The sequence below is a fragment of the Lentzea sp. NPDC051838 genome (assembly GCF_040681245.1).
GTDB lineage: Bacteria > Actinomycetota > Actinomycetes > Mycobacteriales > Pseudonocardiaceae > Lentzea.
Map to the genome: position 1 here is coordinate 1 of NZ_JBFAYI010000064.1, position 16,439 is coordinate 16,439.

General features: G+C 67.0%; 16 protein-coding genes. 6 read left to right on the top strand and 10 right to left on the bottom strand.

The window, feature by feature from the left end; all coding sequences use genetic code 11:
• Window positions 1-301 precede the first annotated feature (301 nt).
• On the bottom strand, window positions 302-1,864 hold the full coding sequence (locus AB0M24_RS47345; RefSeq protein WP_363781719.1) for an FAD-binding oxidoreductase: 1,563 nt from the start codon (window positions 1,862-1,864) through the stop codon (window positions 302-304).
• On the opposite strand from AB0M24_RS47345, the gene AB0M24_RS47350 reads away from it, so the two are divergent.
• Together AB0M24_RS47350 and AB0M24_RS47355 are read left to right on the top strand one after the other, a co-directional pair.
• Entirely contained in the window at window positions 1,863-2,438 is a 576-nt protein-coding gene (locus tag AB0M24_RS47350; protein WP_363781721.1) for a TetR/AcrR family transcriptional regulator, read from the top strand. The genes AB0M24_RS47345 and AB0M24_RS47350 overlap by 2 nt on opposite strands.
• Window positions 2,435-3,820, top strand: coding sequence for a glycerol-3-phosphate dehydrogenase/oxidase (locus AB0M24_RS47355; protein ID WP_363781723.1), 1,386 nt, complete (start codon window positions 2,435-2,437; stop codon window positions 3,818-3,820). Before AB0M24_RS47350 ends, AB0M24_RS47355 begins: the two co-directional genes overlap by 4 nt.
• 47 nt (window positions 3,821-3,867) lie before the next feature.
• Here AB0M24_RS47355 and AB0M24_RS47360 read toward each other — a convergent pair whose 3' ends face one another.
• The 3 genes from AB0M24_RS47360 to AB0M24_RS47370 are packed head-to-tail and all read right to left on the bottom strand — an operon-like array spanning window position 3,868 to window position 6,388.
• Window positions 3,868-5,610 carry a hypothetical protein gene (locus AB0M24_RS47360; protein ID WP_363781725.1) on the bottom strand — a complete coding sequence of 581 codons (1,743 nt, stop codon included), beginning with the start codon at window positions 5,608-5,610 and terminating at the stop codon, window positions 3,868-3,870.
• Window positions 5,607-5,915, bottom strand: a complete 309-nt coding sequence (locus AB0M24_RS47365; protein WP_363781727.1) for a hypothetical protein — start codon at window positions 5,913-5,915, stop codon at window positions 5,607-5,609. Before AB0M24_RS47365 ends, AB0M24_RS47360 begins: the two co-directional genes overlap by 4 nt.
• 20 nt (window positions 5,916-5,935) lie before the next feature.
• Window positions 5,936-6,388, bottom strand: a complete 453-nt coding sequence (locus AB0M24_RS47370) for a YbaB/EbfC family nucleoid-associated protein (protein ID WP_363781729.1) — start codon at window positions 6,386-6,388, stop codon at window positions 5,936-5,938.
• A gap of 129 nt (window positions 6,389-6,517) precedes the next feature.
• On the opposite strand from AB0M24_RS47370, the gene AB0M24_RS47375 reads away from it, so the two are divergent.
• From AB0M24_RS47375 to AB0M24_RS47385, 3 genes are read left to right on the top strand one after another with little or no spacing between them, the layout of a single operon-like run.
• The gene (locus tag AB0M24_RS47375) at window positions 6,518-7,426 is read left to right on the top strand and encodes an ATP-binding cassette domain-containing protein (protein ID WP_363781731.1); all 909 of its coding nucleotides are present in this window, start codon (window positions 6,518-6,520) and stop codon (window positions 7,424-7,426) included.
• Window positions 7,423-8,604, top strand: coding sequence for an ABC transporter permease (locus tag AB0M24_RS47380; RefSeq protein ID WP_363781733.1), 1,182 nt, complete (start codon window positions 7,423-7,425; stop codon window positions 8,602-8,604). Before AB0M24_RS47375 ends, AB0M24_RS47380 begins: the two co-directional genes overlap by 4 nt.
• A 2-nt stretch (window positions 8,605-8,606) precedes the next feature.
• Window positions 8,607-9,020, top strand: a complete 414-nt coding sequence (locus AB0M24_RS47385; protein WP_363781735.1) for a hypothetical protein — start codon at window positions 8,607-8,609, stop codon at window positions 9,018-9,020.
• Here AB0M24_RS47385 and AB0M24_RS47390 read toward each other — a convergent pair.
• The 5 genes from AB0M24_RS47390 to AB0M24_RS47410 all read right to left on the bottom strand — a co-directional run bounded on the left by AB0M24_RS47390 (window position 9,013) and on the right by AB0M24_RS47410 (window position 13,727).
• Window positions 9,013-10,251, bottom strand: a complete 1,239-nt coding sequence (locus AB0M24_RS47390; RefSeq protein WP_363781737.1) for a deoxyribodipyrimidine photo-lyase — start codon at window positions 10,249-10,251, stop codon at window positions 9,013-9,015. The two genes, AB0M24_RS47385 and AB0M24_RS47390, sit on opposite strands and share 8 nt — an antisense overlap.
• 9 nt (window positions 10,252-10,260) lie before the next feature.
• A complete protein-coding gene (locus tag AB0M24_RS47395; RefSeq protein WP_363781739.1) occupies window positions 10,261-10,593 on the bottom strand; it encodes a hypothetical protein in 333 nt (110 codons plus the stop codon).
• 81 nt (window positions 10,594-10,674) lie between these two features.
• Complete coding sequence (locus AB0M24_RS47400) at window positions 10,675-11,988, bottom strand: citrate synthase (RefSeq protein WP_363781741.1); 1,314 nt, start codon at window positions 11,986-11,988, stop codon at window positions 10,675-10,677.
• A 225-nt stretch (window positions 11,989-12,213) separates the two neighbouring features.
• Entirely contained in the window at window positions 12,214-13,146 is a 933-nt protein-coding gene (locus tag AB0M24_RS47405; protein WP_363781743.1) for a carbohydrate kinase, read from the bottom strand.
• Window positions 13,143-13,727, bottom strand: coding sequence for a TetR/AcrR family transcriptional regulator (locus AB0M24_RS47410; protein ID WP_363781745.1), 585 nt, complete (start codon window positions 13,725-13,727; stop codon window positions 13,143-13,145). The genes AB0M24_RS47405 and AB0M24_RS47410 overlap by 4 nt, the downstream gene beginning before the upstream one ends.
• A gap of 82 nt (window positions 13,728-13,809) precedes the next feature.
• On the opposite strand from AB0M24_RS47410, the gene AB0M24_RS47415 reads away from it, so the two are divergent.
• Complete coding sequence (locus tag AB0M24_RS47415) at window positions 13,810-14,949, top strand: acyl-CoA dehydrogenase family protein (RefSeq protein WP_363781747.1); 1,140 nt, start codon at window positions 13,810-13,812, stop codon at window positions 14,947-14,949.
• Here the strand turns inward: AB0M24_RS47415 and AB0M24_RS47420 are convergent.
• Window positions 14,946-16,157 carry an amidohydrolase gene (locus AB0M24_RS47420; RefSeq protein ID WP_363781749.1) on the bottom strand — a complete coding sequence of 404 codons (1,212 nt, stop codon included), beginning with the start codon at window positions 16,155-16,157 and terminating at the stop codon, window positions 14,946-14,948. The two genes, AB0M24_RS47415 and AB0M24_RS47420, sit on opposite strands and share 4 nt — an antisense overlap.
• Window positions 16,158-16,439 lie beyond the last annotated feature (282 nt).

Here is a 16,439-nt window from a genome sequence, read left to right on the forward strand (position 1 = left end):
CGCTTTTCGTCGAGTTGACACCCCTGACCTGGTGTGGCTCGCTCGGACGCGACTCGTGACGGGACCCACCCCACCAACGCAAGCACCTACGCAACAGCAAGCCGCCCAAAGCAACAGGCGTGCCATCAACCCGCGCATGGCGCTGGTGGGTCTTTGATCAGATTGGCGGGGTCTGGGGCGGAGTCCCAGAAATCAGCAGATAGCTACGCCCGCAACAGCACCACCTACGAACACGGAACCGCCAGCCGCCCACGAAACAGGGAGACGGCAACGGCAACCGACGCGCCCGCCGGAACGGCGGCTAAATCAGCTTCCCAGGATTGAGAATCCCGGTCGGGTCCAATTTGGACTTAACAGCCCGCAACACATCCACCCCAACAGCCCCGATCTCCTTCTCCAGCCACGGCTGATGGTCGCGCCCCACCGCGTGGTGGTGCGTGATCGTCCCAAGCCGAGAAATAGCCTCAGAAGCAGCAACCTTCGCCCGCTCCCACTGCCCAACAGGATCACCAAGATCCCGAGGCACCAACACGGTGAAGTACAGGGAAGCCCCAGTCCCATAAGCATGCGAGATGTGGCACATGACCACCGGATCTCCAAGCTCCCCAACAAGAGCATCCCGCACAGCATCCCGAAGCTCAGACACCCGAGACCAATGCGTAGCAGTCTCCAACGTCTCCACACACACCCCGGCATCAAGCAGGGCATCCCGCTGCCGAGGCCCGTTGAACCGCCCGTGCAACCAAGAAGCGCCCATAGCCCGCCCAAGCCGAACAACCTTCTGCCCACTCAACGCACTCATAGTGGCCGAACGGGACCGCTGCTCCCACCCCAAGATCACCAAACACGGCTGCTTGACCCCACGCAACCGCAGGTACTTCCGCACTGGAGCAGCCTTGGACCCCGCGAGTTCGAGGGCCACCTCGGTCTCGTCCGGATCAGACAGACGAGTGATGTCAGCCAGCGCACCGGCTTGGGCGAGGGTTCGAATCAGGTCCGATCCCGCCTCCCAGCCGTCCACCACAAAACCTTCGTAGCGCGGACCATAGGGCTTGGGCCGCACGCGAACAGCAACCTCAGTGATAACCCCGAAAAGCCCCTCACTGCCCAGCACCAACTGCTTCAAATCGGGCCCAGCAGCGGAAGCCGGCGCAACACCAATGTTCCACTCCCCGACAGGAGTGGACATCCGAACCGACTCCACCATGTCCTCGAAGCGCCCATACCCAGAAGACGCCTGCCCAGCCGACCGAGTAGCCGCGAACCCACCAATGGTCGCCCGCTCGAACGACTGCGGAACATGCCCGAGCGTGAACCCGTGCTCTCCCAACAACCGCTCAGCCTCAGGCCCGGTCAACCCCGCCTGCAGAACGGCGACCTGCGACACGGGATCCACGGAGACCAACGAACCCAGTCCGGCGAGATCCAAGGCGATCACAGCGGACTTACCACCGCGCAAGGCCTCCACTCCACCCACCACGGATGTACCGCCCCCGAACGGCACCACCGCGACATCGTGTTCCACACAAACCCGGAGCACCTCGGTGACCTCCTCCGGCGAGGCAGGCACGACCACGGCATCCGGGACGGCCGGCGTGCCGTGCCCGCGGTGCCGCAGCAGGTCGAGATACGAGAGCCCACCCGTCCGGTCCAGACGGTCGACAGCCTCCACCGACACCGTGCAAACGGCTTCCAACGCCGTGAACGCATCAGCGGACAGCGCCGATTCGCGTGCCACCAAAGGCACCTCGGCGAACGGCTCCCCCAGTCCGACCCGCTGGCTCAACCAAGCCAGCGCGTGCGGCGGCAGCGGCACAGTTTCAGTGGTCCATCGGGCCCGAGTCACTGCTACAGTGTTACACATGACGTCTCAACGTCACACCCACGACGCGCTGCTCGACGCCACCCGTGAGTGTGTTCTGGAGGTGGGGGTGCGTCGCACCACCCTCACTGACGTGGCAAAACGCGCCAACGTGAGCCGGATGACGCTCTACCGCCGTTACCCGGACGTGGACCACCTGGTCCGCGCCTTGATGACGCGGGAGTTCGCCGCCCTCCTCGAACAGGTCGAGCAGGCCACCACCAGAGGCAACGCCCGCGAGCAGCTCGTCACCAGGTCCGCCGAGGCGATCAAGGCCCTCTCCAGCAACCCGCTCATGCAACGGGTCCTGCAGCTCGACGCCGAGCTGATGCTCCCGTACCTGACCGACCGCCTGGGCAGCACGCAACGCCTGGTCGAGCAGTTCCTCATCGGACAGATCGAGGCCGGCCACCTCGACGGCTCGATCCGGTTCGGTGACGCCAAGACGCAGGCGCGCGTGGTGTTGCTGACCACGCAGTCGATGGTCCTCTCCACGAAGCCCGCGACGTCCGGGCTCGACTTCACCTCGCTGCTGGACGAGCTGGCCAAGCAGCTGGACGGAGCTCTGCGACCGTGAACACGTCCCTGAACGCCACCCGCCGCGCGCAAGAACTCCAAGCAGCACAAGAAGAAGTCGCCGACGTCCTGGTGATCGGCGGCGGCGTCACGGGCACGGGCGTCGCGCTCGACGCGGCGTCCAGGGGCCTCAAGACCGTGCTGCTGGAGGCGCACGACCTGGCGTTCGGGACGTCGCGCTGGTCCAGCAAGCTCATCCACGGCGGCCTGCGCTACCTCGCGAAGGGCGACGTCAAGCTCGCCCACGAGAGCGCGGTCGAACGCGGCATCCTGATGACCAGGACCGCGCCGCACCTCACCCGCACGTTGCCGATGCTGTTCCCGTTGCACGCGGGCGCGAACCACTTCGTCATGGCAGGCCTCAAGGCGGGCAACGCCCTGCGCATCACGGCCGGAACGCCCGCCAGTGTGCTCCCGCGGCCGCGCCGCGTCCCGAAGCACGAGGCGCTGGCACTGGTGCCCGGCCTCGACCCGTCGAACCTCACCGGTGGCCTGCTCAACTACGACGGCCAGCTCGTCGACGACGCCCGCCTGGTCGTGGCTCTCGCCCGCACCGCCGCCGGGTACGGCGCGAGAATCATCACCCGCGCGAAAGTCCTGACGCTGCAAGGCGATGGCGCCGAGGCCACGGACACGCTGACCGGCACAACGTTCAGCATCAAGGCCAAAGCGGTGATCAACGCGACGGGCGTCTGGGCGGGCACGCTCGCACCCGTCAACCTTCGCCCGTCCCGCGGCTCGCACCTGGTCGTGGACGCGAGAACCGTTGGCCTGACGGGAACCGCGCTCACGATCCCGGTCCCCGGCGAACGCAACCGCTACGCGCTCCTGCTCCCCCAGGCGAACGGCCGCGCGTATCTCGGCCTCACCGACGAGCCGGTGGACGAGATCCCGGACGTGCCGCAGGTGCCGGAGTCCGATGTGGACTTCCTGCTGAAGACCGCTTCCGGTGTCCTGCAACGGAAGCTCACGAGAGAAGACGTCATCGGCAGCTACGCGGGCCTGCGTCCGCTGCTCGAGGCCGAGGGTCAGACCGCGGACCTGTCCCGTCACCACGCCGTGCTCAAGGCCCAGAACGGCGTGATCACGATCGTCGGCGGCAAGCTCACGACGTACCGGAAGATGGCGGCGGATGCGGTCGACGCCACGCACCTGACGCAGATCCCCTGCCGCACCAAGGACATCCGCCTGGTCGACGACAGGCCGCACCCGACGACCCCGATCGCGCCTGGAGTCACCGAGGCCGACGTCGTCCACGCAATCCAGCACGAGGGCGCACTCGACGTCGACGACATCCTCGACCGCCGCACACGCATCGGCCTGGTGCCGGCAGACCGCGAGAAGGCAGCTCCGGAGATCGCGAAGCTCCTCGCCGCCGTATGAGAAACGGGGCGCCCCATGAGGGACGCCCCGTTCTCAGCGCAAGAAACTCACTCGCCGATGACCGGCTTCGCGGCCTTGGGCGGGTCGACGAGCGCCTCGCCCTCGATCCGCACCTTCCGCTTGTGCTCGCTGTTGCCGCCCTGCTGAGCACCGGCACCAGCGCCCATGCCGCCCATCATGCCGCCCGCGGCACCACCGGTACCGCCGCTGGGACCGTGCGCACCGCCGCCGCCACCACCGGCCGCAGCAGGCGCGTGCGCACCACCAGCGGCCATGACACCGGCAGCGCCACCGAACTGCGTCGCGGAGGTTCCACCGGCACCGCCACCACCGGCAGGGCCACCGAGGCCGGCGGGCATGCCGCCACCGCCACCGCCGCCCTTGGGGATGCCGCCCCCGCCACCACCGCCGCCGCCACCGGCAGCAGCCGTCGCGGAGTGGTCGGTGGTCGTCGGGCGGTACCAGTCGGCGTTCGTCGTGGTCGGCGTCGCGCCGAACGACGGAGGCGTCTTCACACCACCTGCGGTCGTGGTCGTGTCCTGCTCCCAGTGGCCGGGAACCCAACGACCAGGACCGGTACCCGTGCCAGGTCCGCCAGGACCGCCGACACCGGGCACCTCACCGCGCGGAATGCCGACGCTGCCGCCACCACCGCCTGGGGGTCGGTGGTGATCGGCGTCGGTGTGACCGCTGCCGGGGAGGTGGTGGTCGGCGTCCGTGTGGCCAGGCGGCAGACCGCCGCCACCGGACTGACCGCCAGGAGGCCTGTAGACGGGCCGGACCTGAGCACCGGCGCCCACGGTCGTGCCCTGCCCGTACGGGCCCTGGTAGCCGTCGCTGTTGCCGCCCTGGTAGCCGGGACGGACGTTGCTGAGGCCGTCGCCGGCGGTGTTGGGGCCCTGGTTGTAGCCGCCGCCACCGGCCGTGAACGTGCCACCCGCGCCCTGGTGAGCCTGGTTCTGCTGGCCGCTGCCGAGACCGTCGAAGCCGCCGGAAGTCGGCCGGTTGATGCCGCCACCGCCACCACCGGCGCCCTTGTGCGCCATCGCCGAGATCGCGTCGATGATCTGCTCGGCGACCTTGGCGATCTGCGAGACCTGCTTGACCAGGTCCATCAGCTTCTTGACCGAGCCGAACAGCTTCTGGATGAAGTCGGCCAGCTTCTTCGCGTAGTTCACCGCGGTCGTGACGATGTCCGCGATCGCGCCCGCGATGGCCGCGCCGAACGTGAGAACCGACGCCGCCAGCCACTGGATGATCTTCATGACCATGTCGGCGACGGCCTGGCTGATCAGGTCCATGATCTGCTTGCGGACCTCGGCGACGAGCTTGCCCGCGCCCTCGACCGCCGCGGCGATGCCGTGGGTCGCCTTGGAGAGCGACTCCATGCTGTCGGCGTGCTTCTTGGCCGCCGAGCGGTAGGCGTCGGCCGCCCTGCCCTGCCACTCGCGGGTCTGCGAGACGCAGATCCGTTCGTACTCGGTCGCGATCTCCTTGACCTGCTGGCCGGCCGACCGGTAGGTGCCCGCCATCTTGGAGATCGACTCCGGGCTCCCGAGCAGTGCGTCGAACGGCTCGCGCAGGAAGTCGACGTGCTGGATCGCCCAGCTGAAGCCCGCGGCGAGGAAGCCGCTCAACGGGTTCGAGGAGTTGCCGACCATGGCCATGGCCGTGTTGGCCATGCCCAGACCCGCGTTGACCCAGTCACCGCGCTCGATCGACGAGTAGGTGTTCGAGATGCTGCTGATCAGCTGCTGCGGATCGCTGCCCTGCGACGTCTGCGTGGTCATCCCCGGCCTCCGTTGAAGCCGAACATGTTGTCGAGGTCGACCTGCTCGTACTGCTGGACCGTCTCCTTGAGACCGGAGGCCATGTCCATCAGCGAGTTCGTGGCCTTGCCGAGCACGTCCTGCCCGAGGCCCGCCTTCTCCAGGATGAACTGGGCCAGGAAGCCGCAGATGACGCCGAAAGCCTCAGTCGTGAGCGAGCCCGGGTCGCACGTCTCGGTGGCCTTGCGCAACCGCTCGGTGAGCCGGTCCACGTTCGCGGCGTGGTTTCTCAGCTCATCCAGATCGATGTTGAAGTGCTGCTGCATGCTCTAACCCCCTCCTGCACTCAGGCCATGACGTCGGGCGGGTTGGTGAAGTACTCGTCGTCGGGCCGAAGGTCCTTGCGCTCCAACTCCGACTTCGGTTCTTCCTCATCGGTTCCGTCGCCCGCGTATCCGTTCGGCATCTGCGCCTTCACGAAGTCGAGCGCGGGGCTCTCGCCGACGAAGTCGCCCATGATCTGCACGACCTTGCCCGAGGCGTCGCGCTGAGCCTTGGTCGAGGCGGCGAGCACCGCCGAGGCGATCTCGCTGGGGTCCATGCCGCGAGCTTCCGGCTTGATCTGCAGGTCGGTCAGGACGCCGGTCGCGTTGACAGTCACCGTGATCAGGCCGTCCGGCGAGCTTGCGCTCCCACCCACACCTCCGAGCTGGCCGACAGCCTGCTCTGCCTGCTGCTTGGCCTGCTCGATCTTGGCCCCGTACTCCTTGAGCCACTGATCGGGGTCGATGGGCTCCATGGTCACCCCCGTTGAGTGAATTGGTCGTTCGTTCGATTCGCCGTAGACGCCCGTATCGTTTCACTCGTTCCCTGCTCACCGATACTTTGAGTCCGATTACCGCCATCCGGGCTAACGAAGGGGTGCACCGTGCCTGAGGGAGTGCTGGAGATCGATGAGATCTCCAAGCGCTACGGAGAGGTTGTTGCCCTGCGAAACATGTCTTTTGACGTTCGCGCGGGCGAGCTCTTCGGTTTCGTCGGCAGCAACGGCGCCGGGAAGACGACAGCCATGCGAATCGCGCTGGGCGTGCTCGCGGCCGACTCCGGTGAGGTGCGGTGGAACGGAAGACCCGTCGACCTCGACACACGCCGCCGAATCGGATACATGCCGGAGGAGCGCGGCCTCTACCCGAGGATGAAGGTGCTCGACCAGCTCGTGTACCTGGCCGAGCTGCACGGCATGAGCACCAACGACGCCCACACGAGCGCGGAGAACTGGATCGCGCGCCTCGGCCTGCGGGACCGCCGCACGGACGAGGTGCAGCGCCTGAGCCTCGGCAACCAGCAGCGCGTGCAGCTCGCCGCCGCCCTGGTGCACGAGCCGGACGTGCTGGTGCTCGACGAGCCGTTCTCCGGCCTCGACCCGGTCGCGGTGGACGTGATGAGCCAGGTGCTGAGCGAGAAGGCCGCCGCCGGGGTGCCCGTGGTGTTCTCGAGCCACCAGCTCGACCTGGTGGAACGGCTGTGCGACCGGGTGGGCATCGTCAGCGCCGGTTCGATGGTCGCGACCGGAACCGTGGACGAACTTCGGTCCGGCGGAGTGCCGCGCCTTGTAGTTGAGTCGCCAACGACCGACTGGACTGTCACGCTGGACGGTGTGCGGGTGATCGAGAAGAACGGGACGCGCTGCGTGCTGGAGCTCGCGGACGGCGTGGACGACCAGAGCGTTCTGCACGCCGCACTCGCCGCCGGTCCCGTGCACGAGTTCTCCCGCCAGCGCCCCTCGCTGACGGAGCTGTTCCGCAACGTCGTGACCACCGAGGGCAGGAGCGCATGACGTCGGCCCGTGCGGTTTCGTTGGTGGCCAAGCGCGAGTTCGTCACGAAGGTGCGCACCAGGTCGTTCCTGATCGGCACCGCGGTGATCATCGCCGTGCTCGCCGGGTACGTGGTGCTGCAGTCGGTGCTGTTCGACGACCAGCAGCGCAGCGTCGTCGGGTTCTCCGGCCAGGCGACGCAGCTCGCGGATCCGTTGCGGGAGAAGGCTCGTTCGTTCGGGATCGACGTCGAGACGCGCGATGTCACGACGATGGCAGACGCCGAGCAGCAGGTGCGCGACGGCTCGCTGGACGCACTGGTGACCGGCGCGCCCCCGATGCTGAAGATGATCGTCAAGGGCTCCGGCGACGAGGTGCTGACGACCACGCTGAACGACGTGCTGCGCCAGCAGGTGCTCGTCGCGCAGCTCGCCGAGACCGGCAAGACCCCGCAGCAGGTCGCGGAGAGCCTGGCGGACGTCAAGGTCGCCGTGACCGCGCTGGAACCCGTTGACCCTCAACGAGGTCAGCGCCTCGCGATCGGGTTGATCGTGGCCGCGCTGCTGTACTACTCGCTGCTGGTCTACGGCACGATGGTCGCGCAGGGCGTGGTGGAGGAGAAGTCCAGCCGCGTCGTCGAGATCCTGCTCGCCACCCTGCGACCGTGGCAGTTGTTGCTGGGCAAGGTGATCGGGCTCGGCGCGGTCGGCCTGCTCCAGCTGCTGGTGATCTCGACGGTCGGGCTGGGACTGTCCTCGGCGTTCGACGTGGTCGACGTGGGAGCGCTCGGCGGCACAGCCCTGTTGACGGGCGTGCTGTGGTACCTGCTCGGCTTCTTCCTGTACGCCACGGTGTTCGCGGCCGCTGCTTCTCTGGTGTCACGTCAGGAAGAACTGCAGTCGGTGCTGACGCCGATCAGCATGACGATCATCGTGGCGTTCGTCGCGGGCATCAACCTGATGATCGGCAGCCCGTCCGGCCCGACCGTCACGGTGCTGTCGCTGCTGCCGCCGTTCGCGCCGATCCTGATGCCGGGCCGGATGGCGCTGGGCGTCGCTCCCGCCTGGCAGGTGCTGCTGGCCGTGGTGCTCGCGCTGGCGGCCATCGCGGCGATCACGTGGCTCGGCGGCAAGGTCTACGCGAACGCGGTGCTGCGAACGGGGGCTCGCGTCAAGCTGCGGGAAGCCCTCAAGATCTAGGCGTGGATCCAGCCGAGGTACGGGAACTGCTGCAGAAACGCGTCGACGTCTCCGCCGACGAGCTGCGCGCCAGGATGCTGCACGCGCTCGACCTGCTGACGGCCTTGCGCTCGTCGGTCTCCTCCGCGTCCCGTCCGGCGGTCGACGCCGCGTTGGTGCTCTACCTCGTCGCCTGCCGCAAGGTCGCGTTCGACCACCGCGTCTTCCACTCCCGGGCAGGAGATCGGCCGGAGCCGCAGCTGATCGCCGCGCAGGACCAGGTCGAGGTCGACGCGGTGGTCGACGAGCTCGACGTGGTCCAAGCGCTGTGCGACAAGATGGGCGACTTCTACGAGTACTTCGACGCGAACGGCACCGCGATCACGTACTGGCAGGCCGCGACCTACGTGCAGCACGCCCGCGTGACGCTCACTTGATCGCCTGGTAGCGGTCGAGCGCGATCTTCCGTTCGACGGCGTGGTCAACGATCGGCGGGATGTCCAGGCTGTCGGGCGCGTACCTGCGCACGTACGCGCCGTCCGGGTCGAACTTCTTGGCCTGGGTCGACGGGTTGAAGATGCGGAAGAACGGCGCCGCGTCCGTGCCGCAGCCCGCGACCCACTGCCAGTTGTGCTGGTTCGAGGCGATGTCACCGTCGATCAGGTGCTTCATGAAGTGCCTCGCGCCCCACCACCACGGCAGGTGCAGGTCCTTCACCAGGAAGCTCGCCACGATCATGCGAACCCTGTTGTGCATGAACCCTTCCTGCAGCAGCTGCCGCATGCCGGCGTCGACGATCGGGTAGCCGGTGCGACCCTGCGTCCAAGCCTCGAACAGCTCCTCGTCGTCGTCGTGCTGCATCCTGTCGAACTTGCGGTCGTAGTTCTCGCGCGCGGTCTCCGGCTTGTGCCACAACACATCCGCGTAGAACTCACGCCACGCCAGCTCGCTGCGGAACGTGCCGTCGCAGTCCTGCAGCAGCGTCCGCGGGTGCAGCACGCCGAACCTCAGGTACGCGGCCAGCCTGCTGGTGGCGTCGAGGTCGGGGCGGTCGCGGGTGGTGTCGTAGTCCTGCAGCCGTTCGTCCCGGAACTCCTCCCAGAGCTTCGTCGCGTCTGGGAGTTTCTCTTTGATCGTGGGAAGTTGGGTGCTGTGGTCCGGCTTGATCCAGTCCAGAGTGGACGCATCCGTGTCCGCCGGCTTGCGCCAGCCGTGGTCCAGCCAGGCGTTGCGGAACGGGGTGAAGACCTTGAACGGCGTTCCGTCCTGTTTGCGCACCCGGCCTGGCGTCACGGCGTAGGGCGAGCCGGACCGGACGATTTCGATGTCCCCCAACGCTTCCTCGACCGCTTCGTCGCGACGCCGCCCGTACGGCGCGCAGTCCGCGGAGATGTGGACGCTGCCCGCACCGATTTCCCTGGCGATGCGCGGAACCGTCTTCACCGGGTCGCCGTGCACGACCATCAGACGGCCGTCGAGTTCGTCGTTCAACGCGTGCAAACACCGGTGCAGGAAATCGATTCGCGGCTGGCCCGACGGTTTCAGCAATCTGTCATCCAGAACGAACAACGCGAGCGCGCGAGGTGACCTTTCCGCGGCCGCCAGAATCGCGGGATGATCGGATGTCCGCAAATCACGGCGAAACCAGACGAGCGATGGGGAACTCACCCCTGAACGCTACGGCGAGACCACCTCGGCCGCGAGTTCGAGGGTGATCAACCGCATCATTCTCAGCAGCCGGCCGTAGTAGTGGGCGGCGTAGGGCCGGTACCACTCCGACCCCGGATCAGCGAACAGCGGGACCACTTTCCGCAGCTCATCAAGGCAGTACGGCGCCAACCACCGGGCATGGTCGTCGTGTACCAGCCAGCTGTGGGCGGAGTCGGCGGCATAGATGTCGATCAGGATGAGCTCCACCCCCGCGAGCTCCATGCCGCGTTGCCCCTCGGGGTACCGCAGCTTCCGGTGCTGCTCGTACAGCCGAGCCACCTCAGCACGCACGTCCGTCACGCACCACCCCCAGAACATGACGAAAGGCGCGCCGCTCGGTGAGCGACGCGCCTTCAGCCTGCCAGAAGAACTAGCCCGTGATCAGCGGTTTTCCATCGCGATGAAGTCACGCTCGGTCGGGCCGGTGTAGATCTGCCGCGGACGGCCGATCTTGGTGGCCGGGTCGTTGATCATCTCGCGCCAGTGCGCGATCCAGCCGGGGAGCCGGCCGAGCGCGAACAGCACGGTGAAGAACTTCGTCGGGAAGCCCATCGCCCGGTAGATCAGACCCGTGTAGAAGTCCACGTTCGGGTAGAGCTTGCGGGAGATGAAGTACTCGTCGCTCAGCGCGGCCTCTTCCAGCTGCTTCGCGATGTCGAGCAGCTGGTCGTCGGCGCCGAGCTTGTTGAGGATCTCGTCGGCCGTCTTCTTGATGATCGCGGCGCGCGGGTCGTAGTTCTTGTAGACCCGGTGGCCGAAGCCCATCAGGCGGACGCCGTCCTCCTTGTTCTTGACCTTGTTGACGAACGACTTCACGTCGCCGCCGTCGGCCTTGATCTTCTCGAGCATCTCCAGCACCGCGCTGTTCGCGCCGCCGTGCAGCGGGCCGAACAGGGCGTTGATGCCGGCGGAGATGGACGCGAAGAGGTTCGCCTCGGACGAGCCGACCAGGCGCACGGTCGACGTGGAGCAGTTCTGCTCGTGGTCGGCGTGCAGGATGAACAGCAGGTCGAGCGCGCGGACCAGGTCCGGGTCGAGGTCGTAGGCCTCGGCCGGGAAGCCGAAGGTCATCCGCAGGAAGTTCTCCACCAGGCCAAGCGAGTTGTCCGGGTAGAGGAACGGCTGGCCGACCGACTTCTTGTACGCGTAGGCCGCGATCGTCGGCAGCTTGGCGAGCAGGCGGATCGTGGAGATCTCCACCTGGTTCGCGTCGAACGGCGACAGCGAGTCCTGGTAGAAGGTCGACAGGGCCGACACCGCGGAGGACAGCACCGGCATCGGGTGCGCGTCACGCGGGAAGCCGTCGAAGAAGCGCTTGAGGTCCTCGTGCAGCAGCGTGTGCCTGCTGATCTTGGAGGAGAAGTCGTCAAGCTGGGCCTGGGTGGGCAGCTCGCCGTAGATGAGGAGGTAGCTGACCTCGATGAAGTTCGACCGCTGGGCCAGCTGCTCGATCGGGTACCCGCGGTAACGCAGAATGCCGGCGTCACCGTCGATGTAGGTGATCTCGGAGGAGCAGGAGGCCGTGTTGACGAAACCGGTGTCCAGGGTTACCAGACCGGTCGTCGACAGCAGTTTGCCGAGTTCGATGCCGGACGCGCCTTCGGACGCCCGCACCACCTTCATCTCGAGCTCTCCGCCCCCGTGGCGCAGCGCGACGGTCTGGGTGTCGTTCGGCGCAGTCGTCGCGTCGGGCATTCAAGTCCCTCTCAACGCTCGGACGGGGTGGCGGCAGGTCGCACGGCCTGCCGTCGTCTCGGACCACCCCGTTGGGATCTGAGTCTTCGTAAGTTCACTCACGCTAGTCGGCGGAAGGCCCGCCTCGCAGCAGCGGTGTGAACCGATTCTGTGAGATGGGACCGGCATCACATCCGTAATGCCAGTTTCTAGCGCGGCTACCTCACGGTAGTCCGTTCCTCGGTTTTATCCACCCAACGCAGCGGTGAGTTCGCTCGCAAAGGGCGGTTCGGCTCCCGCGCGGGAACATGTGATCGCGGCGGCGGCACCCGCGTACGTCAATGCGTCGGTCCATTCCTCACTCGCGAGCGCACGGACCTTCTCCACGCTCAACGCGTCGTGGGCGTGCAGCCACGCGAGCAGGGCACCTTGCACCGTGTCGCCGGCCCCGATCGTGTCGACCACGTCCACCTTCACCGGCGGCACGTCGACCTGAACCGTGGCGGTGATCACTGACAGACCTTCGCCACCTCTGGTGAGCACCACGGCGGCCGGTCCCTGTGAAATCCACGTCCTTGCGATCTCGATCACGTCGTTCTCTTCGGCGAGCCACTGCGCGTCCTCGACCGAGAGCTTCAGCAGCCCGACGTCCGGCAGCCACGACCGGAACCGCTTGCGGTAGGCGCCCGGATCGTCGATGAGCCCGGCCCGGATGTTGGGGTCGAGCGCGGTGAGCAAGCGCTTGCTCTCGCGCCTCAAGACCTTCTCGTAGACCGAGGCGCCTGGCTCCAGGACGAGCGACAGCGTGCCGAACGACACGGCCTGAGTGTCGGCAGGCAGCGGTCCGGGGTCCTCGACGAGCCGGTCGGCCGTGCCGTCGACGTAGAACGAGTAGCGCGCCGAACCGTCCTCGGCCAGCCCGACGACGGCCAGCGTCGTGTTCTCCGGCCCGCGCTGCACCAGCCCGGTGTCCACGTTCGACGCGTGCAGCCGCTTGACCAGCTGCTCCCCGAAGTGGTCGCTCGACACCCGCGACAGGAAGCTCGTCGGCACGTCCAGCCGCCCCAACGCCACCGCGACGTTGTACGGCCCGCCACCGAGCTTGGGCGCGAGCGGCGTCAGCTCGTCGTCCCCCACCGGCACCATGTCGACCAGTGCCTCACCAGCAACCACGATCACTTCGGGCTCCGTTCTCTTTGCAGCCCATCCAACAACAATTCGCCCAGAGCGGTGAACGCCTCGGCATCCGAAACGCCTGCCCGTTTGGTGAGGACACCCGTCTGGATGCTCTCGATGAGCAGCCCGGCCATCTCGGCGAACAGCACCGCGTGCACCTCGCGGAACACGTGCAGCTCGACCCCGTCCTGGATGAACGCCTTGATGCGCTCGGCCGCAGCGCGCGCGTTGCGCTCGTACGTCGCTCGCGTCGGAGGGAAGTCCGACACGTCCGCGATGAACGCCGCCGACGCCTTCGACAGCTCCTCAGCAGCCCCCGCCAGGTAGCTGCCAATGCGTTTGCGCACGTCAACGAGGCCCGCGATGCGCTTCTCGATGCGCTCGGCGGCTCCCTTGAAGTACCGCCCGACCACCCGCACGGCCAGCTGTTCCTTGCTGCCGGCGAGCGCGTACAGCGTCGACTTCGAGCAGTGCAGCCTGCCCGCGATGTCATCGAGAGTGAGATGCCCGAAGCCCTCGGTGAGGAACAACGCCTCCAACCGGGTGAGCAGCTCGGCCTGCCGCTGCGTGAGAGCCCGCGTCATATGACGACCCTGCCACACTCACTGGCAACTGTACTGACGTACGTCCTACAGTACAGCTACCAGTACACACCGGAGGTCGACGATGCCCGCCGAGCGGCTGCTCCCAACCCAAGAAGCCGAGGACCTGATCGCGCTGGTCAGGGAGATCGCGCGGGACGAGCTCAAGCCCCACGCCGCGGACGCGGAGGAGAACGAGAAGTTCCCCCGCGACGCGTTCCGCCTGCTGGGCAGGGCCGGCCTGCTGGGCCTCCCGTACTCAGAAGATTTCGGCGGCGGCGCACAGCCCTACGAGGTGTACCTGCAGGCCCTCGAAGAGGTCGCCTCAGCCTGGATGACGGTCGCGGTCGGCATGTCCGTCCACGTCATGTCCTGCTACGGCCTCGCCACGTTCGGCACCCGCGACCAGCAGGACCGCTGGCTCCCCGAGATGCTCGAAGGCGAGCTCCTCGGCGGCTACGCCCTCTCCGAAGTCCAAGCGGGCTCCGACCCGGCGGCCATGTCGACGCGAGCCGTCCGCAAGGGCAACGAGTACACCGTCAACGGCACCAAGGCGTGGATCACCCACGCAGGCGCCGCCGACTTCTACACCCTCATGGCCCGCACGTCCCCCGACGGCGGCCGAGGCATCTCCTGCTTCCTGGCCCCGGGCGACACTCCAGGCCTCGTCGCAGACACCCCGGAACGCAAGATGGGCCTGACCGGCTCCATCACGGCCCAACTCCAGTTCAACGACGTCCGCTTCGGCACCGACCGCCTGATCGGCGCCGAGGGCGACGGCCTCAAGATCGCACTGTCCGCTTTGGACTCGGGCCGCCTCGGCATCTCCGCCTGCGCAGTCGGCCTCGCCCAGGCAGCCCTGGACGAAGCAGTCGCCTACGCCAAGACCCGAACCCAGTTCGGCCGCCCGATCATCGAGTTCCAGGGCCTAGAGTTCCTCCTGGCCGACATGGCAGCAGCCGTGGAATCTGCCCGAGCCACCTACCTCCACGCAGCCCGCCTCCGCGACGCCGGCCGCCCCTTCCGCCAGCAGGCGTCGATCGCCAAGCTCATCGCCACCGACGCGGCGATGAAGGTGACGACCGACGCCGTCCAGGTCCTAGGCGGCGCCGGCTACACCCGCGACTTCCCGGTCGAGCGCTACATGCGCGAGGCCAAGGTCCTGCAGATCTTCGAAGGCACCAACCAGATCCAGCGCCTGGTCATTGGCCGAGGCCTCCGCTAAACGCTTTCGCGGTAGAAGGGGTCGGCCACGACCCCTTCCCCCTTCCTCTCATCGAACGTGTAGACCTCGCGCCCCTGCACGTACACGTGCAGCGCCCGGCTCATCACGTCCAACGGATCCCCGGACCAGATCACCACGTCACCGTCAAGCCCGGGCTTCAACGCGCCAACCCGGTCATCGAGTCCCATGATCTTGGCGGGGTTGACCGTCAACGACCGAATCGCAACCTCGGGATCCAGCCCTTCCTTCACCGCCAACGTGGCCTGGTGCACCAAAAAGTGAATGGGCACAACAGGATGGTCCGTGGTGATCGCCAACTCCACCCCGGCCCGAGCCAGAATCCCGGGGTTCCGCAACCCCCGGTTCCGAACCTCCACTTTGGACCGCGAGGTGAACAGCGGCCCGATGATCACCGGAATCTGCTTCTCCGCAATGAGATCAGCAATCAAATGGCCTTCCGTCCCATGATTGATGATCAGCTTGTAGCCGAACTCCTCCGACAACCTGATCGCCGTGGCGATGTCATCAGCCCGATGCGCGTGCTGACACCAAGGCAGCTCACCGCTGAGCACCTTGGCCAAGATCTCCTGGGTGTTGTTGCGGTCGAAGGCCTTCCCATCAGCCTCCGCTTCCGCCCTCTTCGCCATGTAGTCCTGCGTCTTGGTCAACTCGTCCCGGATGACCGCAGCAACCCCTTGCCGAGTGGACGGCAACTTCCCCTTGTCGCCGTAAACCCGCTTCGGGTTCTCCCCAAGCGCACTCTTGACGCTGACCGGCTCCTTGACGAGCATCTCGTCAACGGTCCGCCCCCAACACTTCACGGCCACCGTCTGCCCACCGATCGGATTCCCCGACCCGGGCTTGATCACCGCAGTGGTAACCCCACCGCTGAGCGCATCCCCAAACCCGAGGTCAGCGGGGTTGATCGCGTCCAACGCCCGCATCCTCGCGCCAACAGGATCCGTCATCTCGTTGGTGTCCTGCCCGGCCCACCCCTCGGCCTCTTCATGGACGCCAATGTGCCCGTGCGCCTCCACAAACCCAGGCAACACCCACGCCCCGTCGGCGTCGACAACCTCAACCCCGTCCGGAATGTCGACGTCGGCCCCAACCGCGACGATCTTCCCGTCCTGAATGAGAACAGTTCCACCCTGAACGGGCTCCCCGTCGACGGGAACGACGTAGCCCCCGGTGATCGCGATGTTCATGGTTAGCAACGCTAACGGTTCCAGCCCCAAACGCAACCCAAACCCGGAAAGCGGACGGGAGTGGGCAGGGCAGGGCAGGGCGAAGGGGATCGGGCGATGCCGAAGGCGAGCTGCCTGGGCGATGGCGAAGCCGAGCTGCCCTTCCCGTGCGCTCCGGCGGGCCCCGTCACGAGTCGTGCTTGATCGTCTGCTGCGACCAGGCAGGGGTGTCAAGTCGACACGCTTTTCGTCGACTTGACACCCCTGCCTGGTCGTGGCTCGCTCACGCGCGGCTCGTGACGG